At 57.8% G+C, this 24,803-nt stretch carries 27 protein-coding genes; 11 read left to right on the top strand and 16 right to left on the bottom strand.

Going from position 1 to position 24,803, the window contains the following annotated elements; translation table 11 throughout:
* Positions 1–611: 611 nt before the first annotated feature.
* Complete coding sequence (locus tag ACXMDM_RS12345; RefSeq protein ID WP_145537049.1) at positions 612–872, bottom strand: hypothetical protein; 261 nt, start codon at positions 870–872, stop codon at positions 612–614.
* 562 nt (positions 873–1,434) lie between these two features.
* On the opposite strand from ACXMDM_RS12345, the gene ACXMDM_RS12340 reads away from it, so the two are divergent.
* The 3 genes from ACXMDM_RS12340 (at position 1,435) to ACXMDM_RS12330 (ending at position 3,376) form a co-directional block, all read left to right on the top strand.
* Entirely contained in the window at positions 1,435–2,016 is a 582-nt protein-coding gene (locus ACXMDM_RS12340; protein ID WP_205526844.1) for an IS110 family RNA-guided transposase, read from the top strand.
* Between the two features lie 15 nt (positions 2,017–2,031).
* Positions 2,032–2,781 (top strand): transposase, encoded by a 750-nt coding sequence (locus tag ACXMDM_RS12335; protein WP_205526843.1) that lies wholly within the window; start codon positions 2,032–2,034, stop codon positions 2,779–2,781.
* Positions 2,782–2,914: 133 nt separating this feature from the next.
* The gene (locus tag ACXMDM_RS12330) at positions 2,915–3,376 is read left to right on the top strand and encodes a helix-turn-helix domain-containing protein (protein WP_071799809.1); all 462 of its coding nucleotides are present in this window, start codon (positions 2,915–2,917) and stop codon (positions 3,374–3,376) included.
* A gap of 355 nt (positions 3,377–3,731) precedes the next feature.
* Here the strand turns inward: ACXMDM_RS12330 and istB are convergent, their stop codons facing one another.
* Positions 3,732–4,499, bottom strand: a complete 768-nt coding sequence (istB, locus tag ACXMDM_RS12325; protein ID WP_233831211.1) for an IS21-like element helper ATPase IstB — start codon at positions 4,497–4,499, stop codon at positions 3,732–3,734.
* Complete coding sequence (gene istA / locus ACXMDM_RS12320; protein ID WP_071799807.1) at positions 4,414–5,832, bottom strand: IS21 family transposase; 1,419 nt, start codon at positions 5,830–5,832, stop codon at positions 4,414–4,416. The genes istB and istA overlap by 86 nt, the downstream gene beginning before the upstream one ends.
* 263 nt (positions 5,833–6,095) lie before the next feature.
* Between istA and ACXMDM_RS12315 the strand changes: the two genes are divergently transcribed.
* The 4 genes from ACXMDM_RS12315 (at position 6,096) to ACXMDM_RS12300 (ending at position 12,046) form a co-directional block, all read left to right on the top strand.
* Positions 6,096–7,079: a hypothetical protein gene (locus ACXMDM_RS12315; protein WP_259723019.1), complete on the top strand. Its 984-nt coding sequence runs from the start codon at positions 6,096–6,098 to the stop codon at positions 7,077–7,079.
* Between the two features lie 102 nt (positions 7,080–7,181).
* On the top strand, positions 7,182–8,987 hold the full coding sequence (locus tag ACXMDM_RS12310; protein WP_071799805.1) for an ATP-binding protein: 1,806 nt from the start codon (positions 7,182–7,184) through the stop codon (positions 8,985–8,987).
* Between the two features lie 6 nt (positions 8,988–8,993).
* Positions 8,994–10,613 (top strand): hypothetical protein, encoded by a 1,620-nt coding sequence (locus ACXMDM_RS12305; RefSeq protein WP_233830942.1) that lies wholly within the window; start codon positions 8,994–8,996, stop codon positions 10,611–10,613.
* 44 nt (positions 10,614–10,657) lie between these two features.
* The gene (locus ACXMDM_RS12300; protein WP_083544329.1) at positions 10,658–12,046 is read left to right on the top strand and encodes a glycosyltransferase family 4 protein; all 1,389 of its coding nucleotides are present in this window, start codon (positions 10,658–10,660) and stop codon (positions 12,044–12,046) included.
* Between the two features lie 68 nt (positions 12,047–12,114).
* On the opposite strand, the gene ACXMDM_RS12295 is transcribed toward ACXMDM_RS12300, so the two are convergent.
* From ACXMDM_RS12295 to ACXMDM_RS12280, 4 genes are all read right to left on the bottom strand, one after another.
* Entirely contained in the window at positions 12,115–12,339 is a 225-nt protein-coding gene (locus tag ACXMDM_RS12295) for an integrase core domain-containing protein (RefSeq protein ID WP_233831209.1), read from the bottom strand.
* Between the two features lie 474 nt (positions 12,340–12,813).
* Entirely contained in the window at positions 12,814–14,187 is a 1,374-nt protein-coding gene (locus ACXMDM_RS12290; protein WP_083544327.1) for an IS30 family transposase, read from the bottom strand.
* An 11-nt stretch (positions 14,188–14,198) separates the two neighbouring features.
* Positions 14,199–14,897: an IS3 family transposase gene (locus tag ACXMDM_RS12285; RefSeq protein WP_083544326.1), complete on the bottom strand. Its 699-nt coding sequence runs from the start codon at positions 14,895–14,897 to the stop codon at positions 14,199–14,201.
* Positions 14,806–15,045 (bottom strand): hypothetical protein, encoded by a 240-nt coding sequence (locus ACXMDM_RS12280; protein WP_233830939.1) that lies wholly within the window; start codon positions 15,043–15,045, stop codon positions 14,806–14,808. The genes ACXMDM_RS12285 and ACXMDM_RS12280 overlap by 92 nt, the downstream gene beginning before the upstream one ends.
* 328 nt (positions 15,046–15,373) lie before the next feature.
* Between ACXMDM_RS12280 and ACXMDM_RS12275 the strand changes: the two genes are divergently transcribed.
* Together ACXMDM_RS12275 and ACXMDM_RS12270 are read left to right on the top strand one after the other, a co-directional pair.
* Positions 15,374–16,429, top strand: a complete 1,056-nt coding sequence (locus ACXMDM_RS12275; protein ID WP_145537368.1) for a hypothetical protein — start codon at positions 15,374–15,376, stop codon at positions 16,427–16,429.
* Between the two features lie 149 nt (positions 16,430–16,578).
* Positions 16,579–16,761, top strand: coding sequence for a helix-turn-helix domain-containing protein (locus tag ACXMDM_RS12270; protein WP_071799799.1), 183 nt, complete (start codon positions 16,579–16,581; stop codon positions 16,759–16,761).
* A 342-nt stretch (positions 16,762–17,103) separates the two neighbouring features.
* Here the strand turns inward: ACXMDM_RS12270 and ACXMDM_RS12265 are convergent, their stop codons facing one another.
* Positions 17,104–18,042: an IS481 family transposase gene (locus tag ACXMDM_RS12265; RefSeq protein ID WP_071801696.1), complete on the bottom strand. Its 939-nt coding sequence runs from the start codon at positions 18,040–18,042 to the stop codon at positions 17,104–17,106.
* Between the two features lie 90 nt (positions 18,043–18,132).
* On the bottom strand, positions 18,133–18,546 hold the full coding sequence (locus ACXMDM_RS12260; protein ID WP_071799797.1) for a hypothetical protein: 414 nt from the start codon (positions 18,544–18,546) through the stop codon (positions 18,133–18,135).
* 315 nt (positions 18,547–18,861) lie between these two features.
* Here ACXMDM_RS12260 and ACXMDM_RS12255 point away from each other — a divergent pair, with 315 nt between their 5' ends.
* Entirely contained in the window at positions 18,862–19,083 is a 222-nt protein-coding gene (locus ACXMDM_RS12255; protein WP_071801845.1) for a DUF1651 domain-containing protein, read from the top strand.
* 1 nt (position 19,084) lies between these two features.
* On the opposite strand, the gene ACXMDM_RS12250 is transcribed toward ACXMDM_RS12255, so the two are convergent.
* Together ACXMDM_RS12250 and ACXMDM_RS12245 are read right to left on the bottom strand one after the other, a co-directional pair.
* Positions 19,085–19,279: a hypothetical protein gene (locus ACXMDM_RS12250; RefSeq protein WP_071799796.1), complete on the bottom strand. Its 195-nt coding sequence runs from the start codon at positions 19,277–19,279 to the stop codon at positions 19,085–19,087.
* A gap of 688 nt (positions 19,280–19,967) precedes the next feature.
* A complete protein-coding gene (locus ACXMDM_RS12245; RefSeq protein ID WP_083544325.1) occupies positions 19,968–21,422 on the bottom strand; it encodes a transposase in 1,455 nt (484 codons plus the stop codon).
* Between the two features lie 487 nt (positions 21,423–21,909).
* On the opposite strand from ACXMDM_RS12245, the gene ACXMDM_RS12240 reads away from it, so the two are divergent.
* Positions 21,910–22,185, top strand: a complete 276-nt coding sequence (locus tag ACXMDM_RS12240; RefSeq protein WP_259723016.1) for a hypothetical protein — start codon at positions 21,910–21,912, stop codon at positions 22,183–22,185.
* 38 nt (positions 22,186–22,223) lie between these two features.
* On the opposite strand, the gene ACXMDM_RS12235 is transcribed toward ACXMDM_RS12240, so the two are convergent.
* From ACXMDM_RS12235 to ACXMDM_RS12215, 5 genes are all read right to left on the bottom strand, one after another.
* Positions 22,224–22,874, bottom strand: coding sequence for a hypothetical protein (locus ACXMDM_RS12235; protein ID WP_186437669.1), 651 nt, complete (start codon positions 22,872–22,874; stop codon positions 22,224–22,226).
* Between the two features lie 101 nt (positions 22,875–22,975).
* Complete coding sequence (locus ACXMDM_RS12230; RefSeq protein WP_071799793.1) at positions 22,976–23,347, bottom strand: AbrB family transcriptional regulator; 372 nt, start codon at positions 23,345–23,347, stop codon at positions 22,976–22,978.
* 77 nt (positions 23,348–23,424) lie between these two features.
* A complete protein-coding gene (locus ACXMDM_RS12225) occupies positions 23,425–24,090 on the bottom strand; it encodes a thermonuclease family protein (protein ID WP_233830935.1) in 666 nt (221 codons plus the stop codon).
* On the bottom strand, positions 24,087–24,203 hold the full coding sequence (locus ACXMDM_RS12220; protein WP_205526842.1) for a HepT-like ribonuclease domain-containing protein: 117 nt from the start codon (positions 24,201–24,203) through the stop codon (positions 24,087–24,089). The genes ACXMDM_RS12225 and ACXMDM_RS12220 overlap by 4 nt, the downstream gene beginning before the upstream one ends.
* Before the next feature lie 43 nt (positions 24,204–24,246).
* Entirely contained in the window at positions 24,247–24,534 is a 288-nt protein-coding gene (locus ACXMDM_RS12215) for a nucleotidyltransferase family protein (protein WP_071799792.1), read from the bottom strand.
* Positions 24,535–24,803: the final 269 nt, after the last annotated feature.

Raw genomic sequence — 24,803 nt, 5'->3', positions numbered from 1 at the left:
TTGTTCTCATGAGCCCTCCCTTGCTGTTGCTTTGTGTCGATGAAGATGATAACTATTTAACATGGCTACTCCTGTCGGGCTTGATGCTTGAGATGCGAAAACTTATTGTGGGTATCTTGAAAAGTACGCACGACTCCCTGTCGGCCTTTGAGCTATGTAATTGAAGCTGTCCATTTGGCATAGCTGAATGGGATAGTGTTGATTCTGGGATGTGGAGAGGTACATCCATAGGCTTTGAGATATATTAGGTCAATATGATGGCCTGCTCTAGGCGATTCTCTGTGAGAGACTAAGCTCGCTGTTTGATCATAGACACAGCCGTTAACCCATCATCAATGCTAGATGGAAGCGGACTAACTTGAAGCCATGGAGTTGGATGTCTGCGGGATCTGCGCGTTCGCAGGATGAGTTTTTGGCGTCTCAGGTCTGGCTTGGAAATGATACTATTTCAAGGTGCCCGCTTAATGGGCCGATAGTCGATATCTGAGAAAAGTAGTTTTTATAGAGTAGATCTGCAACTTTCGCATCTACAGAAAATGAAAAAATATGGCGGATTTGTCTATTGTGGTGACGATGTGATTTATGCATGAGGCATGAAAGGGCAACTAATACTAGTTCCAAAAAGCAACGAGTTCTTTGGCTTCGTCAACCCCTCTAGAGCGCCCATCGGTCATCATGGGTTTAATCGAGGTGGGGTCAACGAGGCTCTTGATGTGCGTCATGCCTGGAGACAAGCCGCACACAATCAGTTTGGTTTTGGTGCCCTGTGCTTCAAGGGCCTTGACTTCAGCTTGAAGTGTATTGGGCATGACTGATGTGCGAAGCCCATGTTTCACAGCATTGCTGCCACCGTCTGTCAGGGAAACAATCACGGCTCGCTTAACGCCTGCCACCACGTCTGCGTGGGTACTAGTTTGGGAGACTCCGCCGTCCATGCAAAGCCTGTCGTGCAACCAGGTAGGCCCCATGCCTCACGGTAAAGACGAACTGGCTGCACATGAAACGATAATGGGGATGCCTGAAATGTGGTTTACGACAAGTCATTCTGCAGTTTAGCAATCATTGACATTCGTGTAAAGCTTCTCGCTGGGCCAATCAGTTTGGCCAATGAGTCGTTCGATGGATTTATACCAGTCGTCTCCCCCGGTTTCAGGAAACGTACCAGTACCCCTGAGCACGCCCTCGCGTCCGAAACACCCACGGCCAAGTCCAAAGGCCGTTGCCAAACTGGCCATGGGTAAGTCAGGCCATGGCCGATGACATCTTTGGAGACTTGTTCCCGCAAGGAAACGTGGTCTGGGTTCTCACAGCGCTCCCTGCCCTGGCGACGACACTTCTGGAGTAATCCCGAGTGTTGATCCCGATTAGGAAAATGTTCATTCTTTAGCGCAGAACCTGCTTGGCTTCCCTCCTCAGACCCATTGCAGTGGATGCATGCCAGGAACTTCTTCCCCCTCTCGCCTCCGCCGTGCGCGCCTAAGAGTGGTCAATCCACGTTCAGCAGGAATCGACATCGGCAGTCGGTTTCATGTTGTAGCGGTACCAGCGGAGCTTGACGATGACCCAGTACGGAAATTCTCAAGCTTCACCAATGATTTGAAAGCTATGGCTGAGTGGTTGCTTGCCATCGACATCAAGACGGTGGCCATGGAATCGACTGGAATCTACTGGGTTCCACTCTACGAAATACTAGTGGAATATGGCATTGAAGTCTATCTGGTCAATGCTAGGCACGTCAAGAATGTTCCCGGACGGAAGACTGATATCAGTGATGCTCAATGGTTGCAGCAACTTCACAGCTACGGTCTTGTTCGCGCAAGCTTTCAACCAGATCCCTGTATCGCCAAGCTCAGGGCTTACTTCCGGCAAAGGGATGTTTTGGTGCGTTATCGCTCCTCGCATCAGCAACACATGCAGAAGGCCCTCATGCAAATGAATCTACAGTTGCATCATGTTGTGAAAGACATCACTGGTCTGACTGCACGCAGGATCATTGATGCCATCCTTTCAGGTTAAAGAGATGCAGAGGAGTTGGCCGCACTGCGTGATCCCCGCTGCAAGGAGTCACAAGCAACGATAGCTGCCGCTCTAAACGGCAACTATCAAGAAGAACACCTCTTTGAGCTTAAGGTTGCAGTCGAGATGTTTGATGCTTATTCAGTAAAGATTCAAGAATGTGAATTAGCCGGTCAAGTCGTTCTGAATGACCTGGCCGGGGATAGCTATGTTGAGCCTGAGAAGCAAGCAAGCGACTGGCGAATCATGGGCAATGGTTTCTCGTTCAATCCTCAGGCCTTGATTACAGCGTTAGCAGGCCAAGACCTATTAAGCCTGCCCGGTTTAGGGCCTGCAACGGTGATTACCTTGATCAGTGAGTGTGGGCTTGACATGACCCGCTGGCCAAGCGCCAAGCATTTTGTCTCCTGGCTTGGCTTGAGCCCACAAAATAAGATTTCTGGTGGCCGGGTACTTTCCTCGCGGACACGACAGGGAGCAACTAGGGCCGGCAGCGCTTTTTGGATGGCAGCAGTGCCAATCAGCAGAACCAGCACTGCCTTGGGTGCATTCCAGCGGCGGCTATCTGCACGGGTTGGAAAAGGCAAAGCATTGATAGCTACAGCGCGCAAGATTGCCATTCTTTACTATAATATGTTGCGCTATGGCATGGCATTTCAAGAGCCGGGGGCTTTGGCTTACCAGCAGGCATCACAAGAACGACACGTGCGTGGTCTGGAAAGGCGTGCAAAAGCGCTTGGTTACAAACTGGTCGCAACCGGATGAATGGCCGAGATCTCTGATGGCCGTGGGTGTTTCTTAGGAAGATGTCACCCCTCTCGTCAGTACACCTGGGGGCTTGAGGACATGATCAATGCGCGGATACAGCGAGGCCGTCAAGGCTGATGTGAGAAGGCGGATGAGCCCGCCGCACAGGCAGAGCGTGGCCAGGATTTCAGAAGAGCTGGGCATCCACGTGATCACCCTCTACAAATGGAGGAAGACGTGGCGGTTACAGGGGGAGGTGGTGCCGGCATCGGAGAAGGACCCAGACGGCTGGAGCGCTGCCGACAAGTTCACGGTGGTGCTGGAGACCGCTAGCCTGAATGCCACTGAGCTCAGCGCATGCTGCCGGGAGCGGGGCCCGTTTTTCGAGCAGGTGGAGCGTTGGCGCCAGGCAGCCCAGGATGCCAATGCCAAGCCGGTGCTGACGATGGCCGAGCAGAAGGAGCTCGAAAAGCTCCGCGCCCAGGACCAGCGAGAGATCAAAGCCCTCAAAAAGGAGCTGCAGCGCAAGGAAAAGGCCATGGCGGAGATGGCGGCCTTGCTGGTGCTGCGAAAAAAGTGGGAAGCCTTCTGCTCGGAGGACGCGGAAGGCTGACCACTGCTGCGACTCGGCATAGGGCCATTGAGCTGATCGCCGAGGCGAATGCAGCCGGTGCCAGGCTGGCGAGTGCCTGCGCTGAGATCGGGCTCAGCCTGCTGTCCCGTGTCAATCAGGTTGATGGGTGGCGTCAATCTGGTTGACCGGTGGCATCCCCCTGTTTTGAACCTCCTGCAAGCTTGAGGTTCCATGTAGGTACTGGATCTTGACCATGCTGTCGCGTGACGTCAATCAAGTTGTGGGTCGGGCGTCAATTTCAAGGCTGGTGGGCCAGTTTTCGTGTCGCCGCCTTGTTTCTGGCGAGCTGGGTTGCTGCGGCCATTGATCGTGACGGCCATGTCGCCCGCGTCAATTACATAGGCGGATCACTGGAATCACTAGAAACCCTTGCAGCAGCTTCTTTCTGACGGTAGCTCTCGCCTTTGATGCCCACGATGTGGCAGTGGTGCACCAACCGGTCCACCGCTGCCACGGTCATGGATCCACTTGGAAAAATCGTGTCCCACTCGCGGAACGGCTGGTTGGAGGTCACCAGCAACGAGCGGCGTTCGTAGCGGTGGCAGATCAGCTCAAACAGCACCGAGGTTTCCAGCTCGTTGCGGCGCACGTAGCTGATGTCGTCGATCACCAGCAAGGCGTAGCGATCCAACTTCTGGATGACGGCCGGCAGCTCGTAGCTGGCCTTGGCCTTCTGCAGCAGCTGCACCAGAGCGGTGGCCGGGAAGAAGCGGCAGGGTTGATCCTGCTCGATCATCGCCATTGTGATGGCTATGGCCAGGTGGGTCTTGCCCACGCCGCTGGGGCCAAACAGCAGCAGATTCTCGGCCTGCAGCAGCCAGGTGTGGCTGCGGGCCAGTACCTGCAGCTCCTGCCAATGCTTGGCCTCGATCTGCTGCTGATCAAAGCCATCGAGTCCTTTCTGCCAGGGCAGATGAGCCTCCCGCAGGAGGCGCTGGTGCCGTGCCAGCTGACGGTGATCCACCTCCTGCTCGCAGAGGGCATAGAGGAACTGGCCGGGGCTCCAGCCCTCGGCCTCAGCCTGCTGAGCGAGCGGCTGCCAGTGGCTGCGGAACCGCGCCAGCTTGAGCTGTTTGAGCAGCAGCGGCAGGGCCGCTTCCACCGCCTGAGAGCGGGGCACCGGGGAGGAGGTGGTCATAGGAGGCCAGCAGGTGTTGGGGAATGACGAGATCAGGCAGGTTGCCTGTGCGGGGCGGCACCCGGAAGCGCTGCTGCAAGAGCGAGAGGGACAGGGTTTTGCGCTGCTGCGCCTGCTGCAGAAAGGCGAGCACCAGCTCAAATGACGCCACCCGCACGGCGACATACAGCGCTTCGACCATCAGCCGGGCCGCCGCGTCGCGGTCACCGCTGGCAAGCAGGCGCTGCCAGACATCCCACCAGCGGGTATCAGGGAACAGCTGGCGTTGGTAGCGGCAATGCAGCAGGGCGCGGGGTTTGGCGCGCAACCCATCGATCAGGTGCTCCAGGTCGATACACCAAGCCCGGGGTCCATGGCAGCCGCTGCCGTAGACCCTGGGCAACTGGCAAACCCAGTCACTACCGAGGTAAACGATCAGCCGGTCATGGTGCAGCCGCACCGTGACCTGACGGCCAATCAGGCTCGGCGGCACGGAGTAGACGACCTGCCGCACCTCGATCGTGCTGGTGCTACGCACACGCACAGTCAGCAGCTCGTAATCTGCGAATCGGAAGGCAGGCAAGGTGCCCAGGACCTCGAACTCCTGCTCATAGCGCCGCTGCCGTGGGGCATTGAGGGCACTGAACACCTCGGAGAGCAGCTCGCCGTATTCGGCCGGCTCGTCGAAATCACAGCTGCCGCGCAGCAGCAGCTTCTGCTCCAGCCGCCGTTTGACATGGCCATGGGGCGCCTCGACGATGCCGTTCTCTTGGGCCACGCCGCGGTTGTTGCGGCTGGGAGCAAGGTGGTAGTGGGCGCAGAGGGCTTGGTAGCGGGGCGTGATGTCGATGGCGTAACTGCCATCACGATTGCGACTGGCAGCCGAAAGCCGATCCGTGCGCAGCTCTCTGGGCACACCACCGCAGGCGGCCAGGGCGTTCTGCAACCCTTCTGAGAGAGCCACAAAGCTTTCGCCGCCGTGCACCACCTGGCCGTAGGCCCAGCCGCTCCAGGCCAGGCGGTAGTGGAACAGCAGGTGCGGAAAGGGCTCGCCCCGCACTGTGATCTCCACCCGCTTGACCTTGGTGAAATCGCAAAAGCCGATCTCGCCGGGCTGATAGGCCAGGGGGAACATCACCTCCGGCGGTGGGCCCTGCAACGCCTTCCACTGCTGCACACGACGCTGCAGGGTGCGTTTGACAGGAATCCAGTCCTGGTCTGGCTTTTTCTCCTGCAGGTGCTCCAACAACGTGGTGGGCGTCAGAGCTGGATGGCGCTCCAATAACGGCACCAACAGGGGCTCCCAAACCTCAACCAACGGGTCAGGTCGGCGTCTGCTGGGGGCTTGGCGGCTTTGGGTTGGAGGCGGCCTGAATCGATCCGGTGAGCACTACTCACCGAGATACCCGCCGCTGCAGCAGCCACCTCCTGGCGGCTGCTGACTCGTCGTTTGGACATGTACAGCGCAATCTGTTGAGCGGTAAGGGGAGCTGGCATGGGCCGGTGCCCTGCGCATGGCAACTGGATTCAGCTCAGCCCCTCAAGAGCGGTCAACCTGTTTGGCGCGACCCCTCAACCAGATTGTCGCCGGATAGCAAGGAGTCTGATGTGGCCGTGAACCTGGTGACTCCTGAGCATCCCCACTACGGCAGCGAGGCGGTGTTGCACAGCCGCAACTTCGGTGGCACCGAGCTGATGGGGATCCTGCCGGCAGAAGGCCGGCTGCTCGATCAGATCCGCAGCTACCTCAAAACGGATCTCTACATCCGCCAGAACACTGGCGGCGACGACGAGACGTTGAACGCGATCCTCAGCGTCAGGGCCCGGCAGAACACCAGCCGCCGCCAGGAGATCAACCTGCAAGCGGCCGCCCTGTGGCGAGATGGGCCCGATGGCGTGGTGGTCCTGTGTCGCGGCGACACCACACTGTGTGAGATTCCTGCAGCGGAGATCCAAGGTGCCTGGGGTGGTCTGTGCCGGGGGACAGTGATCGCAGCGGCATTCGTGGCGGTGATGGCCGAGAGGATGGGCGTGGCTCCAAATCTGATTCGAGAGCGGATCCTTGACTTCGATTCGAGCCACAATCCAGGTCGATCTGAAAGAATCGATACTCCTGGGCGATCCATCGTTCTGAGCTGGGCGGGAACCACTGAAACGCTACAGTCCATTTCTGTGCTGATGGAGTCGCTTAACACGAAGCCTAACTCCCGCACGCGGATCTTGCTTCGACTGGGCTTCGTCGCTGCTGATCACTGGATGTGCTCCATGGCAGCTGAAGCCTGTCGGCTGTTCGATGTGGTCCGGATTGCACGAGGTGAACAGGATACTGGTCGCGTTGAGGAAGAGGCTGTGGCGATGATTCTTGAGGCCGGTTATGCAGCCGATCCGGGGGTGGACCTTCGCTATGTCGGAGAGGTCCATGCCGCCATCCCCGCTTTCCTCAAGGATGCCGCTCCGGGTGATCCCGTGCTGGTTCATGCCCTCAATGTCCATACGGCCAAGGCTTGTATCCTGGAGTGGCTCCATACGGAATCTATGGGTCGGTCCGAAGTAGTGGGAGCCTGAGTCGTGGCGCTCCCCTCATCCGATCGGTCTCAGCGATCAGGACCACGAGGCAAGAACTTCTCTCTTCTTCGTTTCTCGACCCAGTTCCGGGTCTATCAGGGCATGGGCTACGGAATCCGTCAGCCTTTCCTTGAAGGCCGAATCGGGATCCTTCGTGACAGGCCCACAGCAGCAGGCAAGGTCAGGGACTTCCTCTCCAGGGTCGTGGAGCCTGATGCAACTCATGGCGATGGGGGCAGAGAGTCCCCCGTCCTGGATCTCCTCGATGGGATTCTGATGACCCATCTCGAGATCCAGCGCCTGGCGAATCTTCCTGTGTTCGGACCCTATCACTCGTGTCCTGCAAGGATCGAGGGGAGGGATGTCCCCTTGGAGGCGCACGATCTTTTCCTTCCCTACTCGTTTCCACGGGCTTCGGTGGACACCCTGCGCTGGCTTGAATTCCTGATCAATGCCTTCGTCCAATCTCCTGCTGCCGTGAACAATCGCCTGGAGGAGATTCACCGGAGCAGGGATCAGTTGATCAGACAACTGAGTGCCTTTGGCCTGAAGGGGACCAACAACTTCTATTTTGTCAAGGCGGCCCATGAGCTGGCCCTACCGGTAATTCGGATCGACAGATATATCATGGCCATTGGCCACGGTGCTTCAACACGCTGGATCGACAGTTCTCTGACGGATCAGACTCCTTGCATGTCCGTGGCTCTGGCGAAAGATAAGGCGCGGACAGCCTGCTTTCTTAAGCAGCATGGGCTGCCTGGGCCCACCCATCAAATCTGCCGTTCAGAAGAAGAGGCCATCCGGCTGGCAGGTGAACTGGGCTATCCCGTGGTGATCAAGCCAGCGGACCAAGAGCAGGGCCGCGGGGTCTTTGCTGGTTTGAGGGATGAGCAGTCTGTCGGGATGGCCTATCGAGAGGCTGCAAAGTTATCTGGGAGGATTCTCGTCGAGAAGTTCATCGCTGGAGAGGACTATCGATTCACAGTCGCTCATGGTCAAATCGTCAAGATCATGCACAGAATTCCCGGCAGAGTTGTTGGCGACGGCAGGACAACTGTTGCTGGTCTCGTGCTCAGGGAGCAGTCCTCGGAGCTGCATCAGAGGATCTGGCGAAGGACTGGCAAGATGCGACTCGAACTCGATCCAGAAGCTCACATGCTTCTTGCCTACCAAGGGCTAGATTCTCTCTCAATTCCTAAGGAGGGCACTGTTGTGAGGCTTCGCGGCAAAGCGAACATCTCAGCAGGTGGAACCCAAATCGTGATCGACAAAGACCAAGTACATCCTGAGAATCTAGAGCTTGCACTTCATGTTGCGCGAACCTTCCGGCTGGACATCGCCGGAATCGACCTGATCATACCTGACGTTAATGTGTCGTGGAAGGATGGCGGAGGCATTGTCTGCGAGGTGAACGCCCAGCCTCAGATCGGTACGTTTGATACTCCCTTGGTTTACCATGAGATCTTGGCTAATATGCTTACATGTGCAGAGCCTGTCCTGGTTCACCTTTTGATAGTTTCTGATGGCATGAAGCCTGGGGTTCTGCATGCGCTGGCCCATGAATTGGCGCGGCAATTGCACTGTAATGGGCTAGTCCTTGCTGACGAGGCCTGGATTGATGAGAAGCCATTGGCGTGTAAGTCTCCCAATGGCTTCTCCGCTGCTCAGATCCTGATTCAGGACCAACGCCTGAGATCAGCTCTGATCACGTTGAGAACCAACGAGATTCTTCAGAGGGGGCTTCCTGCTCCCTCATTTGGCACATGCACTTTGCTTAGCGATGCCTTGCCGCAAGACCACCCAGACTCCGAGCGGCTCTTGCAGCTGATCAAGCCCCACGTCAGCAAACTGCGAGTGGTTGATTCGGCAGTAAAGACCTCGATTCAGACTCCCTTCCTTACTCCGTGATAACCCATGACTGATAGTGTCAAAAGATCTGTTATTGCGCTTGGAATCGATGCTCCTAATACTGAGCTCCTTATGGACGCATTGGATTCTGGGGAGCTTCCATTTTTGGCTTGGATGCGCTCGAATGGTGCGACAGGTAACTATTCTTACACTAAGCTTTTCCTGAACGAATCCTGTTGGGATGTTTTTCTCACGGGACGAGCTACAACGCATCCAGGATGCTGCTTTGATGCACAGAAATATCTCTATGCTGTTCTGCCAATTCACAGAGACTCGGCCTCGCTGCCACTGTTCTATTCCGGCCATGCTTCTCATCGAATCTGTGTGTTCGATATGGTGGCGCCTATGTCTTCTGATCTCAACGGCCTCCAAGTAGCAGGTTGGGGGAGCGAGACCAATACATTTGCTCCCTTGAGTCAGCCAGAATGGTTATTGGCAAATCTTGAGAGTGTTCATGGGCTCTATCCGCCAATCGAAGATGGCCTGAAGTTAATGATTGATCCGATCTCAGGCAAGCCTGAGCGCTCTGTTTCCCTTCCCAGTCTTTATATCAAGAAGGACTTGCTGAAACTTCAGAGACAATTGTGTGAATCTGTCCGCCGTCGAACGGCTATCTGCGCTGAGCTTCTGCAAGCAGAAGACTGGGATCTCTTTCTTTCTCTTTATTCAGAAAGCCATACAGCGAATCACATGCTTTGGCATTTAGGGGAAGGAGCTCTGCCCTCGCAGGCTGATGAATCTCCTGAAGGGAATTCGCCGCTCATTGAAGTCTATCGCGAAATTGACCGATCACTGGCCAGGCTGTACACACTTGCGCGTCACGATACTTCATTTATTGTCTACACCATTGATCAAGTATCGGCCAACCATATGGATGTGCCCAGTATGGCGCTTCTTCCAGAGCTGATGTATCGCTGGGCCTTTCCAGGTGAGACCGCTATTGGCTCAACTTCTGAGGTTGGATCCCCAGTGCCTTCTAGGCGCTACGACTATGGAGAGCACTGGAAGGCTGAAGTCTGGAAGACCGTGGGGGAGGCGGCGCAGGCTCTGATTTCCAGTCCCTTTGAGCAGGAGGCTTCGGGAGATCCACTCAGCTGGAATCCGGCCAACTGGTTCCGAAACTTATGGCCCCGCATGCGGGCTTTCGCTCTCCCCAGTGTGGCAGATGGCTATGTGCGTCTGAACGTCCGTGGGCGTGAGGTGGAAGGCCTGGTCGATGCTGCGGAGTTCCTCCCCACTCTTCATGAGCTACGTGACTTGCTCCTGCGATGCGTGAATCCCCGTACCGGGAAATTCTTGGCACATGATGTGTTGATCATGCGAGAAACGCCTTTTGAAAGTTCTCACCTGCCCCCTGACCTTATCGTGCGCTGGGGTGATTCTGGCCCTCCAGCTGATGTATTGGATAGCGAGGAGTTTGGTCGAATTGGCCCTCTTCCCTTCTTCTGTTCTGGAGGGCATGTGATGCATGGGACCGAGGTCAGTAACCTGCTTCTCGCTGTTGGTCCAGGAATCAAGCCAGGTGAAAAGCTGCGTCATGGTCGACTGGAGGACCTGCCGGCCACCATCCTTGCTCTTGCAGGCCTCCAAGCAACTGAGCCTTTTGATGGGGAGAGCCTGATCTGAAGACATTTCGAGTTACCCTTCATGACTACAGGACCGATCCAGCGTTGCCCCAGCGTGATGGCGTAAATTTTGCCCACGAGAACATGACTTGGCTGTTGAAGCATCGGTCAGGGCCTGCTTTAAACGTGCACTTCCATGATTTTAATCGGCTGCTTTCTGATGACTCTTACGCAGTCGAAATGTTGGCCAATGCCGACTGTGTAGTGAGCAATGTAGGTCCTCATGCGCATTATTATTTCTATCTCCGAGAACACCTTCGACTTTCCTATCGAATCGTCCGGGATGTGCATACTGCTCTCTGGAGCGGCTATCTATTTCAAGAGTTTCTTTGCCATCCTTTTCTTCGGTACGACGACACGCTCTTGGTGCCCAGCCGCTACGCTCGGGGCGTATTTGAAGCAATCTTTCCAGGGCTCAAGCATTTTCCTTCACTTCTTTCTCATCCACTTGCTGTGTGCTTTCCGGAGCGTGAGCGGATTTTGTCTAAGCGCTCTCGGAACACTGACGCGGACTTGATTCTTGGTTATCTAGGGCGCATCTCGGAAGACAAGAACTTTCCAGATCTCGTGCGTTTGTTAATTGAGCTGAATCAAGAGACTAAAAGTTTGTCATCCCGTCGCTACAGGTTGTTCGCCTGCGGGCACAACCATTCCTCCAGCTGTGAGCCGCATTTAGTTGACCAGATGTTGGTACAGGCGCTCGGCATATCCGATGTCTATAGCTATTCCCCTGCACGCTCGAGTGCCGAGATCTGGGACTTCCTTGCCAGGATCGATGTGCTGTTGTTTCCTACCACCTCTAATCTGGAGACGCTTGGACGAGTTCTCATTGAAGCCAGTTATGCAGGATTGCCGGTGATCTGTAGCGATCATGCTGCGGCGTCGGAGTTGATTGAGCCGGAGTATCTCTGCCCGGTCCAGTATCGGCGGGGCCTCGTCTACAGCTGCCACAGCGATCACTCGCTTGGTAGTGTGGATCTTGAGTGGATGAAGCGATGTCTTCTTGAGCGAGAGCTTAAGCCGACCACTTGTTATGAGTCTTATCTTTGTCATCCCGATCGCCTTATTGATGCTTTGAGTACAACTGGATCTGAGCTTCGGACCCTTTGTGAGCCCCTGGTTCTTGCCGAATCGCAGCATGCATTTATTCGTTCGATCGCTATCTCCATGCCATCCTTCGCGCATCGTCCATCTGAATCTCTTGGCCTCATAGCCTCACTGATTCCCTGGTTCCTTGGGCTGCAGGGTCTTGTCCCAGCCGTGTCCCGTAAAAACTGGATTCAGCGCCTCGTCGGGCTGACGGCCCACCCAGTCAGAACTGCTCGATTCATCGAGCGAACCAGGAATACCAGCCAGGATTTTACCGATGTTGGGGCGATCGATATTGAGCTATGCAACGTGGCGAACTTTCTGCCGACCTTTTCCCTGGATTGATCGCTGCCGTTGGCACCACATGAACAGGACAGGCCACACAGCCCCTTGGGATCTGAGGTGGGTGGCTTTTATTGGACAGATTCGGCCCCTGACATCGTAAACCTCGGGCGGGAAGAACAGGGTTGAATCTGACTGTAGACCTCATTGGGGGTTTTGCCGCCCAATGAGCTATGTGGTCTTACATGGCAGTACCTCCAAAGGAATCGGGCCAAGCTGATTTCCGCTTCCCAGCCATCGCTGTAGGCACGGAGATACACCTCCTCATATTTGACTGTTCTCCATAGCCTCTCCACCAGGATGTTGTCGTAACAGCGCCTCCGTCCCGACCAGCTGACCTTGATCTCCTCTGCCTTGAGCCTTGCCACGAAGTCACCGGAGGTGAACTGGGTGGATTCCACCGGTCGTCGCAACACCGGGTTGGAAAAGGAGCATAAGGGCTTGTAGATACGGGTTTTCTCAGCTGCATCATTTTTAAATTTCTTTTCGATCAGTTAGTAACGAGCAGCAGCGGCTGGGCCCCGCCCGCTTGCGGGCGGTTCCACCTCGTCGGCAATCGGTGGCTGACGCCCCCGCTTGCCGCCAAGGCGGTTTGTTCAGAGGGAAAAATGGATCACCGGCTCACTTGATGATCGTTTCAACAGACGGTGCCTATGGATCCAAAAGCCAGTATGCACAGTGGTTTTCAGGGAGAACAGAATGCCAGATCTGTCGCTTAGGTCCGATGGCAGCGATGCGCGAGAACACCGTCGCGAATTAGAAAGGGGATTTCACAAAGCCCTCAGATGATTGTCAAGGGCCTCAGCAGGGGTCCTCCATCCGAGGGTTTTGCGTGGGCGTGTATTGAGTGCCAGGGCGACGGCATCAAGCTCGTTACGGGAGTGTCGGGACAAATCAGTACCTTTTGGGAAGTACTGCCGCAGCAGCCCGTTGGTGTTTTCATTCGACCCGCGTTGCCAGGGGCTATGCGGGTCGCAGAAGAAGATCCTCAGGCCTGTGTCGATGCGGAGTTGAGCGTGTTGTGCCATCTCAGCTCCCTGGTCCCAGGTCAGGGATCTGCGCAGCTGAGCAGGAAGCGTGTCGATCGTTGCAGCGATCGCATCGCGAACCGCCTCTGCACCATGTCCGGTCAGTGGGGGGCCGTTCTTGATCCGTGGCTGTTCTCCATGGCCCTGCATGCGGGGCAGGTGCAGCAGCAGGGTGAATCGGGTGGTGCGCTCCACGAGCGTTCCAATCGCTGAACTCTTGAGCCCCACGATGAGGTCGCCTTCCCAATGCCCCGGAATGGCGCGATCGTCAACCTCGGCCGGCCGCTGGGAAATCATGACCTCCGGGGTGAGGAAGTTCTTGCCGCTTGCCTGGCGCCTTGCGCGAGGAACACGTAGGGCACGCCCAGTGCGCAGGCACGCGACAAGTTCCCGTTTCAACGCTCCACGGCCCTGAACATAGAGAGCCTGATAGATCGCCTCATGAGAGATCCGCATCGACGCATCATCAGGAAAATCGATACGGAGCCGGTTCGAGATCTGCTCCGGGCTCCAGGAGGTCGCCCAAAGCCGGTCCTGACGACGACCATGCCTGCGGCCGATCCAGCTTGTAACAGGACCCGGCACGACATCACCGTTCGGGCGGGTGATCTGGCCAGAAAGCCGTTCCTGGACATACTTACGCAGGTGGCCGTTCCCGGCGAGCCTGGCAACTTTGGGACGTCTGGCGCGACGTTCAGCATGCCACTGTGCCGTTGTGGCCCGATAGGCCAACGCATTGCTGCGTGTTGAGGAATTACGGCGCAACTCTCGGCAGATGGTCGAGGCGGAGCGACCCAGCTCACGGGCAATGGCGCGGACTCCCAGATTCCTCGCCCAGAGGATGGCTATCTCCTCCCGCTCAGAAAAGGACAGGAAACGGCCCGAAGGCGGGTTCAGATCGATCGGAGGCATCCCGCCAGCATTGCGGAACCAACGCGTTCCAATCGCTTGAGGGATGCCCGCCTCGGATGCGGCATTCTCGCTCGATAACCCCTGAGCGATCGCCATCCAGAAAAGAACTCGATGCTTGTGCTGAGCTGTCGAGGGACGGCCAGGAGAGGGGATTTTCCCCCTCATCGAGCGAACGGCCATCTGCCGCTGATGCTTGCTCGTCATCCCAAAATCCCTCAGTGAATGAGGTGTTGCGACGACCACTTGAAACCGAGCTGACACCCCTGATCGGAGTGGAAGATCTGTGGCTTTCTCCCACCAGCAAGAGCCATCTCCAAGGCCTCCAGGCAGAATTCCGTGTCAAGGCTGCCCGTGAGTTTCCAACTGAGTACATGCCGGGAAAACAGATCCACAACAGCCACGAGGTAGAGGAAGCCTTTCCGCAGCGCGATATAGGTGATATCCGTTGCCCAAACCTGATCCACTTCCTTGACCTCCTTGAGGTCCACCAGGCAGGGAAAGCGCTCCGATGGATCAACTGGCACTGTGGTGCGTGGCTTCTGGTAGATGGCCCGTAGACCCATGCGCCGCATGAGGTTTCGCACGCGCTCACGGCTGATCGGGATCCCTTCTCTGGCCAGGTAGTCCACCATCCGGCGGCTGCCGCTGCAGGGATCCTCCAGATAGAGAGCATCGATCCTGGCCATGATCCGCAGCGTCGATTCACGCATCGGTGTGGGCCGGTAGTAGAGCGTGGATCGTGGCAGCCCCAGCAGCTCACACTGCCGGGTGATGCTGATCTCAGGGTGATCGTGGTCGACCAGCTTGCGCAGTTCACGGGCATCACAGCAGCTGAGACTTTTTTTTAAGCCACTCCAGCTCCATCTGGAGACGACCGATCTGCTGGAACAGCTCCGCCTCCTTGGCCTGTACATCCTCCTTGGCGTTGCTGCTCTTGCCTCGGCCTAACAGCTCGCTGGCGCCCTCCAGCATCTGCTTCTTCCACTGGCTCACCTGGATTGGGTGGATCGCGTGATCAGCGGCAATCTCCTGGAGCGTCTTGCGGCCACTGATCGCCTCCATGGCGACCCTGGCCTTGAACTCAGGGCTGTGGTACGGCGTTTGCTCAACTCCTTCGGAGAAGGCTTCGCCAACGGTAGGAGCCCCTTTCAGGGGCGGTGCCCCGCCTCAAAGGTTAACGATGGGGCTTGTCGAGAAAACCCAGACCAACTTAGTCTGTTGGCATCAGTCCCATGCGGTCGAACGGATCCGCTAAATTGGGTTATTGCTTTAACTCGTGCCTTCACCCCGCAGGTAGTTCAGCTTGGCAATAGTGTTCAGTATTGCTATTGCCTATTAATAACTTACTTTAACCACTGTGACTGTCTTTGAGCTACATCGTTTCCGATAAATGATAAAATTGTTTGTTCCTGCAATCAAATCAGTCAATAGACAAAGGAGCCAGGTTATCCCTACAGTACTTAATACACTGATTGGAATCACTGGTGGCTTGCTGGCGGGAGTATATCAAGCCCATGCTGCTAACTTTAACAATCTTGAGTTCCTCTCTGGATCGACACCAGGCAGTGAAGTGCTCAACCTAATCAGTCCAGGTCAGGTACTCAGTGGAAACACACCCTTCAGCTACAACACCATCAATGACCTCACCGGCGCCAAACTGGTTAGCAGCAATGGCGATCTCAATGACTTCACCCTTTCTGCAAATAGTGCAATTGGCTTCGGCGGATATGGACGTGTGGTACTGGGAGCTATAGGGTCGTCGTCTCCATTCCCTGCGGTAACTTCCGGAAGGGTAGGAGCCAGCCATGGCTACACCACCGGTGTTATCAGCAACAATCCAGGCACGATAACGGCGAATAGTTTCGAGTTACGCTTCAATGCCAACTTGGGCGTTACTGGGGCGTCTTTCGATTTTGCTAGTCTCAATACCGCTGGTACAACCTGGGAATATTCGGTGATCCAGTTCCTCGATTCACAGGGGAATCCATTCAGCTCTTTGATCAACACTGCGCTCACCTTCACTCCCGGGGCTGCCTCTCAATACGTTGCGGCCGGTGGCGGCTTTACTGGCCAGGCGGGCTTAGGCAACTATGTAGCGGCTTCAACCTCAACAGTGATCGGCGTAGGCTCGAACAGCACTCAAACGGGAATGAACGGCACAAACAACAATATCCCCAACTTAAGCTACATCGATGTCGGGCTTTCAACTGGCACCCAGATCGGTGGAATCCGATGGACGACCTACTTAGAGGATGTGCGCGGGACCGGCAACAGTACTACCAACCTCACTTCCGCCCTGGATGCTTTTACCATTACGGGTACCGTCACGCCTGTCCCAGGTCCATCACTACCAGGACTTGGGGTCGTAGTCATGTTCGGCTACATACGCAAGCTACGTAAACGCCTGTGTAAGATCAACTCACCTTCCCTTCAATCGCCCCCCTAACCGCAAGGCTAACTCGAATAGTCGATGTCAAACATTTTAGTCTCCGCTAACGCTCTCCATTTATAGCGCTGGTCCCCCCTCTGCCTGACAAGATGACGCCTCTCCATCCCGACCAACTTTTCCACCAGGGGGCTTGATGGAGCAGTTCAATGCACGGATACAGCGAGGCCGTCAAGGCTGATGTGAAAAGGCGGATGAGCCCGCCGCACCGGCAGAACGTGACCCGGATTTCAGAAGAGCTGGGCATTCACGTGATCACCCTCTTCAAATGGAGGAAGACCTGGCGGTTACAGGGGAAGGAGCAGTTCAAGACACGTTTCCAACAAGAATAGTAGTCGACATAATATTGCTGTTCACCACGTCAAATGCATCCGTCAGGTTTCTGGTCATGAACCTGGCGTAGCTACCCATGTGAACTTCCAGGGAATGTCCCCTCGCATCGGACAGCTGTTTGGGCTGTAAGCCCAGGCGGTGACCGTCGGCTGAATACCTGTGCCTGGAGGAGTAGGGGGTGAGCTGCTGCTTGTCCCGATCAGCCTCAGGCGCAATTGAACCCGACATCGGCAGGCGACGCAGTTTCGAAATTCACTGCAATGCATTGTCAGAGGACATCACCTACGTGTCCGTGGCACTCAGGTATCCGACCAGGCCTCTAGATGTGCTTTCTCACCAGGTCATTCAGCGATCAGCAGCCGCTGGAGGCATTGCTGAGGCGTGAGGCCACCGAGAGCCATGTGGCACCTGCTGCCGTTATAGATCCCCAGATAGCGGGGTAGCCAGCGGTTGCGTTCATCCGATGTTTGGTAGGCGATCACGTAAGCCCATTCCGCCAGGATGGTTTTGATGAACCGTTCGGCCTTCCCGTTGGTCTGCGGCGTGTAGGGCTTGGTGCGGATGGGCTTGAGATCCAAGGCGCGACAGGCTTTTCGCCAGTCTCCAGAGCGGTAGGAGGGGCCGTTGTCTGAGAGGATCCGCCGACAGGTGATCCCCTGCTCAGAGAACCAGCCGACGGCACGGGCCAGGAATCCAACGGTCGTCTCCTTCTGCTCATCAGCCAGCACTTCGACGTAGGCCAGGCGGGTGGCGTCGTCGATCGCGACGTGCACCTTTTCGTAGCCGGCACCTCGGGAGGAGCCTTGACGACGGTCGCCGGTGATGCGGTGGCCGACCCGCTCAAACCTGGCCAGCTGTTTGATGTCGACATGGATCATGTCCCCGGGGCGCTCCCACTGGTAGCGACGAACAAGACGTTTGGGGTCAAGGTTCTTCAGGCGTCCCAGGCCCAGGCCCTTCATGAGCCGACCAACGGTGGAGAGGGGCGCACAGAGAGCCCTGGCGATGCGGCGGAGCGTGCAGCGCTGGTGCCGCAGGTCTACAGCCTGCTGGAGTTGCTGCGGATCGAGCGTCCGCCGCTGGCTGCGGCGAACACTCCGTCGATCCGCCAGTGCCGCTACGCCGCCTGCTCGAAACCTGGAGAGCCACTTGTAGGCCGTACGCAGGCTGATCCCGGCTTGTGCTGCAAGGGCTTTGAGTGGCACGCCTTCATCGAGATGCCGGCGGATGAGCCGTTCCCGACTGATGGGTGTCAGTCGGGCCAGAGGGTGGCTATGCATGGTGTGTGAGGTCTTGGGACGGTGGTGACACTCCGACCCTGGCGACCTCACACCCCCTTGTCAGCTGAACAACGTGGTGGGACTACACATCTAGATGGCTCGATCCAAACGAACATGGCCTGCGTTGGTGCAGCGCCCAGGTTCACCCTCGGCGGCGGTGATGCTGCCGTTGAGACGATCGATGCTGAACAGAAGTACACCGCTTCCGGGCTGCAGGATTTGAATCTTCCAGCTGGCAACTTGAGCGAGCACCGATCGACGCTGCCCGCTGGTCGGCCAGAACGACAAACCTCTACCCGAGCCTTCGCTGAGGCTGAAGTCAACGAGGGTTCCTAGGCCCCCGACGGAGGCGGGCGGTAACGAGCAGATCATGTCGATGGGGGCCGCCAGGGCCGGTAGGCCAAGGAGAAGCGGCATCCATATCAGCAGAAGGGCCTTGAGCTCCGGCCGGAAGCGGGCGCTCATAAACCGGGGCTCGACGGTGGCGAGGTTGGCGGGTGCCATGGGCCTAGGGGGCAATTGTGGTGAGGGATGACGATGCCACCTGCCCAAACCGGTGATGAGGGAGAGGTGAGAACGACTTTCACCTGATGATGAGGTGAAACAACAGTAAAGACTGTCAGGCGACAGCGAAAAAGGACCTCGTCCTGCTGTTCTCGATCGGGCATAGAGGCAGGTGGAGGGACGGATGAAGTGCTGTCTTACTTCACCTTCTGCCTCCAAGGTGTGTTTCCTTGCGCCCAATGGCGCCAGCTCCACCACGCTTGGCAGCATCGGGCTCACGATCGGCGAGAATACAGCCGTACTATTCTCTTCTTCATGGACGGCTGGCTCCAGCAGCCCAATGGCCGCAATGTCCTCCGCTTCCACCGTGATCCTGCTGCTCGCTACAAGGCCTACGTGTTCATCGATCGAGGGGAGCCGATTCCCGGTCAGCCAGCCCTGCTGAAGCGGCGAGAGAGGCTCTCCCGGAAGTGGGCGGTCGAGCAGTGGCAGAAGTTACTGAAGGCGGGCTGGAGAAGGGTGGAGCCACAGTGGTAGTTCAGATCACCCCAACTGGGCTGATGGCATCCGGCACCGCAAGCAACAGATCCAGCACCTGTCGCACTGCAGGCTCACGGTCAGGGTTGTGCACCGCCGTGAAGACCCCGGCCGTAATGCGGGCCTCGATCTCTTGAAGGCTGACCGTGCTGTCCATCAAGAGCTGGATGGAGATATCAGAGGTGGTGAGAGGCATCGGTCAGGGGTAGCTGGTGACAGTGTTCCCACTTTTCTTGGGTTGGACCCTGAGATGAGCGTGGTGGCCCTGACTCAATGAACCCACCCAGAAGGAGACCAGAACCTAGGGGTTTCCCTCAGCCATAATTCGTAGTGCTAAGGGGCGCGCTGCAGTATTGGCAACACTCCTAGGTACAGCCGATCTCGCCCCAGAGGTAGAACGATCTTCCTTGTGATGGGTAAACGCAACGGTCTTGAACTAGATTAGAATCGTGGCCTACTGACCACCCAACTCCCAATTCCCACACGTAAAAGACGACGCTCCCAATGCTGGAGCAGAAGGGAATGAGTTGCTCTACATACTTCCTGGCGAGCTGTGGGCTACTGGTGAGGGCTTGATTGGCGTTGTGTGCCTTCTGAGTAGCCTGCTGCCTTCGTGACCACTGCGTATTCAGGTTGAAGACTATTCGCTTCTGCCTCACTGAAATGGGCGAGGAGGCAGCGGGACTTTCCGATAGTGGTGAATATATTTGCACATTCTGTAAATCTCCGCCTAGGAGTTTGTTGCCGATAAAGCAGGGGCCCGCCGGTCACGGCAAACTCGGCCCTGAGTCGAAGCGATGAGGCCCCCTTCTTTCGTTTCTAGGGTCTTTCGATTTGTGTTTGAGCCAATCCTGAGTGCCATCGCCAGGGTTTGGCCATGCCCCTCATCCCGTTGCCGCCACCAGCGCCTGTTGCTGTGATCGCCTGAACCTGAACAACTTCAACAGGTTGTGGGTGGCGGCGATCAGGTGCCATTCGCCGCTCACCTTCTCAATGCCCTTCAACAGAAAGCGGCGTAGACCGCGGGCTTCCTTGATCTGCCCGTTCACCGGCTCCACGATCGCCTTGCGCTGGGCGTAGATCTTGGCGCCCTTCTTGCTTCTGATCTTGCGGGCCATGCGGGCTTTGGCATCGGCGTTCCTGGGCAGCGGTCCGCATTTCGGCGGGGGCGGCTGGCCGTGGGGCAGCCGGCCGGTGGCGATGTAGGCATCAATGCCCTGATCAGCGCATGCGTTGGCGTTGTTATCGCTCCAGTAGCCCGCATCCATCGTCATCACCGTGGGCAGGGCACCGGCGCTGGCGGCGATGCGTACCAGCATGGGTTCCAGATGCTCGACATCCGGCGGCTGGTTGCTCACCCCGACCGCCACGATCACCTGGTAGTCGCTGTCCACCGCCAACTGGCAGTTGTAGCCCTGGATGTAGTGGCTATCTGACTTCATGAGATGGCTGTCGGCGTCGGTGAAGTTCCGCTGGGTTTTGTTCTGCGGTGTGCCATCGGCCCTTCTCGCCAGACCACGGCGTGGCATCGCCTCAGGCGCCAAGGGCTCCAGATCCGGCGGTTCCACATCGGCGATCTCGGCAGCCTCGATTGCCTTCTCACGGGCCGCCCTGGCCTTGGCTGCTGCTGCCTCGGCTTTCTTGTCAAGATCGGCCTTCTCGGCTGCCGGTGCATCCGATTCCCGGGCGGCAGTGGCTTGGGCCTTGGCCTCTTCTGCTTCCTCGTGCCGCTGACGTGCTGCTGCTGCGGCGGTCTCCGCTTCCATCTCCTTGCGGGCCTGGCGGATCCTGGCCAGGCGGTCCTGACGCCGCCTCAGTTCATCGAGGAGCTCACTGCCCAGCTTCCCCTTGCCGTAGCGGCGATCCTCCTGGGCATCAAGGATCTCGGCCTTGCGCATCAAGGCATTGATCTCTTTCTCCAGCTGCTTCTCCGCCCTGAGCATGCGCTCGTGGCTCATGGCTTTGTGCATGGAGGCATTGGCCTGCACCTTGGTGCCGTCCAACGCCACATGGCCCAGGCTCACAACCCCGGCCTTCTGGCACAGGCGCAGGATCTGAACAAATAGACCCCTGAGGGAATCGAGGTTGCGGCGACGGAACTCACTGATCCGTGTGTGGTCCGGCTGCTGGTTGCCCGTCAACACCCGAAAGGCCAGATCCTCGTAGCAGGCGCGCTCGATCTTGCGGGAGGAGACGATGCCCACGCAGTAGGCGTAGAGCAGCAGCATGGTCATCATGCGCGGATCAAAACCCTTCTCACCGCGTGGATCCTTGGCCTGAGCGGGGATCAGGATGGAGGAGAGATCCAGCTCAACCACCAAATCCAGCAGGAAATCCACCTGGTGATCAACCGAGAGCCAGTCACGGGGTTGTGGCGGCAGCAGGGTCGTCTGCTCCGGCTACCAGGGGCGGAAGGACTTTGGCTTCTGCATGCCCAATTCTCGTGGGCAGATCCATTGCTGCCACTGGGATCTGGGCAGATTCGTGGGCGTCTGTGGAGAGCTCGGCCGCTGATCCATGCGCGACAGGCTCCGAGTTATGGGGAACGGGCCAAGCCGGAGCGCTCAGGCTCATCGGGTCCACCGGAATGGTGGGGTAGGGCGATGCCCTCGACAAAGGGGAGCGGAGTGGATCGCGTACCGATTGCCAGCGCTTGGGGAATCCGGGCGGTGGAATCACAAGAGCGATTAGAGAGGCGGCTGGAGGCGGGTCTTCCCATCGTCCGCCCCGCGGCAAGGACGGTGCAAGTCGGCCTGACGGCCGACCCTTGCCATGCGGTGCGGCGGTAGGGGCGTCCCGCCTGCGCGCCAACTGGCGTCTGCTGCCATGCCCCGTCCCATCAACAGCGGCACCGATCCCGTGCTGCTCCTGCTCAGCTGCCGCGAGGCCATCCTCGCCGTTCTCTTAGCGGCCGAGGCCACAAGGGCCCATGGAGCTCCCTTTTCAGCCACTGAACGGCACTTCCTGCGGCAGGTGGCGCTGCCGGTGATCGAGCAATTCCTCAGCCGCATCCAGCAGATCCGCAGCGAGCAGGAAAAGCAGCAGTGGGAGCGCTTTGCGGCAGCCCCGCGTGAGGAGGCCGGGCCCTCCAGCGGCAGCTGAGCCGGCGCCCGCTGCCCATTGGGCCTACGGGTTGTAAATCAGCGATTGACAGCGGGTGCTGGCAGCCGCTCAAGCAGCAGCTCCAACTTGCGGTCCTGTTCCTGCAGCACTCCCAGGAAATGTGCAGCGGACACGCCCAGCACGGCAAGCCAGGCCAGGGAGGTCAACAGAACAGCCCGCAGAACTCCAGAGGCAGCCACTGCAGCAGGAGCAGGAGCAACAACCGTTTGGCTTGCCTTCTCTGCAGACTTGTCCTCCACTTGCAGATTGAGGACGAGCTTCAGCACCGCTTCCGGCGTCACCGGGACGATGGCGGAACCCGGTGTTGGTGATCGCGTGGTCTCCAGCAGTTCCTGCCGGCAGCGATGCAGTCCGCCGCCTGCCCAAAACAGCCCCCAGGCTTTGGTGTTGCGTTGCAGCACCACCCAACGCTTTGGTCTGGCGTCGTTACGCGCCAGCTGGCAGGCTTTGACCAGCGACCAGCTCCGGCCAGCCGCCACCGAGGGATCGGCCTCCAGCAGCAACCTGCCGTGGGGATCACAGGTGAAACCGGTCACCACTTTCAGCGCAAAGACGTCGACGATCTGGCATTGGACAGATCGCTGAGCCTCGCTCCACTCCGGTGCCACGAACAACAAGGCGCCACCGTGCCGTCGCAGGCAGTTTCTGACGAGCTGGTTTTCCTGCACCGTGACCCTGCACCAGTGGCAATCACGCTAGGGAAAGTTGTTCGTCGCACCAACCGCAGTGGAGGCCTTGACGTCAGCCGTAACAGAGCTGCACGCTCGCCTCATTCTTCGTCGTCGACCGCACCAGCAGGAATCAGCCGGATCTGCTTCTTACCCAGCTTGATCTCGAATTCATCGCCAGGCTTGAGGTCAAGTAGGGCTGTGTAGGCCTTGCCCACCAGCAAATTTCCGTTGAACTGGATTTTGGCGGTGTAGCTCAAACTGCGCCCACCACTGCCGCGTCCTTTGCTAGTGCCATCACCAAAGCTGAGGCCTTTGGCCTCCAGCAGGGCCTCGTAGAAGGCCGTGAAGTTCAGGCGCTCACTGCCATCTTTCTTGGTGCTCACGTAACCGGCAGCTCGCACCAGATCAGATTTGGAGCCATCTCCAAGTTCTTTGACTTTGGCGAGCAGATCAGATCCAACAAGGGCCATCGATGTAGAGCAAGAATGGAACCAACATAGCAAGATGGAAGAGGGTTTTGGCGTAAAAGGTGCGGCCAACCGTCATCTCAAGGGCGCAGACTTTCGCAGGCTTCCCCATCGCCGTTGCCATCGAGATAGCTGTGACCCTGGCGCAGCAGTTCCTGGGCCAGGGCATAGGAGCCGATCTCGCTGCAGCGATAGCGGCGGCCGCCAGGAACGGATCTGGAATCAGCAGCAGATCCCGATGATCTTCTACTGCGTCGGAAGTCCCAGGGCCTGGTGATTCCGCCAGGCACCTTCCACACCCCATAGCGGCGCCGGTTGGCTCTGAATTCGGCATCGAGATAGGCCTTCTCGTCGCAATGGCCCAGGAACTTCCGATACGCAAAGGCCATCCCGTCTTCCACCATCGCCAAGTTCAAGTTGACCTCCCCGATCACTTCGGCCACGGTGCGGCCATAGCGATCCACGGTCTGAGAAAGGAGGTTCACCTTGCTGCCGATCTTCAACCGGCTCTGCAGATAGCTGCGGGCCTGTTCGCCATAGGGAGCCTGGGCCATCTCGGGCGCATCAATGCAGGCCAGCCGCACCGTGATCCGCTGCTGACCCTGTTGAACGCGGATGGTGTCGCCATCACCGATCGAGAGCAGCGTGGCGGAAGCCTGTTGGTTGGCCTGCGCGGTGTCGGCGGAGAAAACGTTGCCCCACCCAGCGATGAACGCAGCGGCACCGATCAGCAGCCACCTGATCAAAGGGCGAGCACAGGTTCGATCTGCTCCAGCAGCGCTGGCAATTGCTCGCTCAACGTGATCCACACCTCTTCGAGGTCCACTCGGTCATAGGCATGGATGAGTACGTCCCGCATCCCGGCCATCTCCCGCCAGGGGTATCACGGTCCCTTGGCTCGATCACAGGGGAATGGCGTCCCGCTCAGCAAAAGCCAGGACGGCTGGCTTGAGATTGCGGCGGCGAATCAAATCCACGCGGCAGTGCAACGTGTCTTCCAAAGCCAGCTTCAGGGCGATGCGCTCCAGCAGACCCGTGCGCGGGGGCAGATCCACCAGGAGATCCAGGTCACTGTCGGCTCCTGCCTGATCACGGGCCACCGAGCCAAACGCCGCCACATTGCTGGCGCCGTGTGCCGTCGCAATCTCCCTGATCCTTGGAGCCTGAGCCAGCAGGTCGTCGAGGCGCATGGCAACTCAGAAGCCGTGGTCAGCCTAAGAGAGACAGCTCAGCTCGGCACGTCTACGCATGGCCTTGTCAGGGCCTAACTCAGTTCCAATGAGAAGGGCGCCCCGTGTCGAGCGCCCTACTGCTGCGCAGAAGCCAAGGGCTAGGGCCGGTTGCAGGGCTTGGTGAAGTTCTCTGACCTCGATGGCTGATGAAAAGCCGTTGCCGTTCTCGGAAGCGAGCTGATCCAGCCGCCGTGACCCATCGAAAGGCAGCCGGATCTGCCGCTCCC

Source organism: Synechococcus sp. CS-603, from assembly GCF_977929215.1.
Note: the sequence above shows the minus strand (reverse complement) of the source record. Positions and strands in the feature narration are given on the sequence as shown.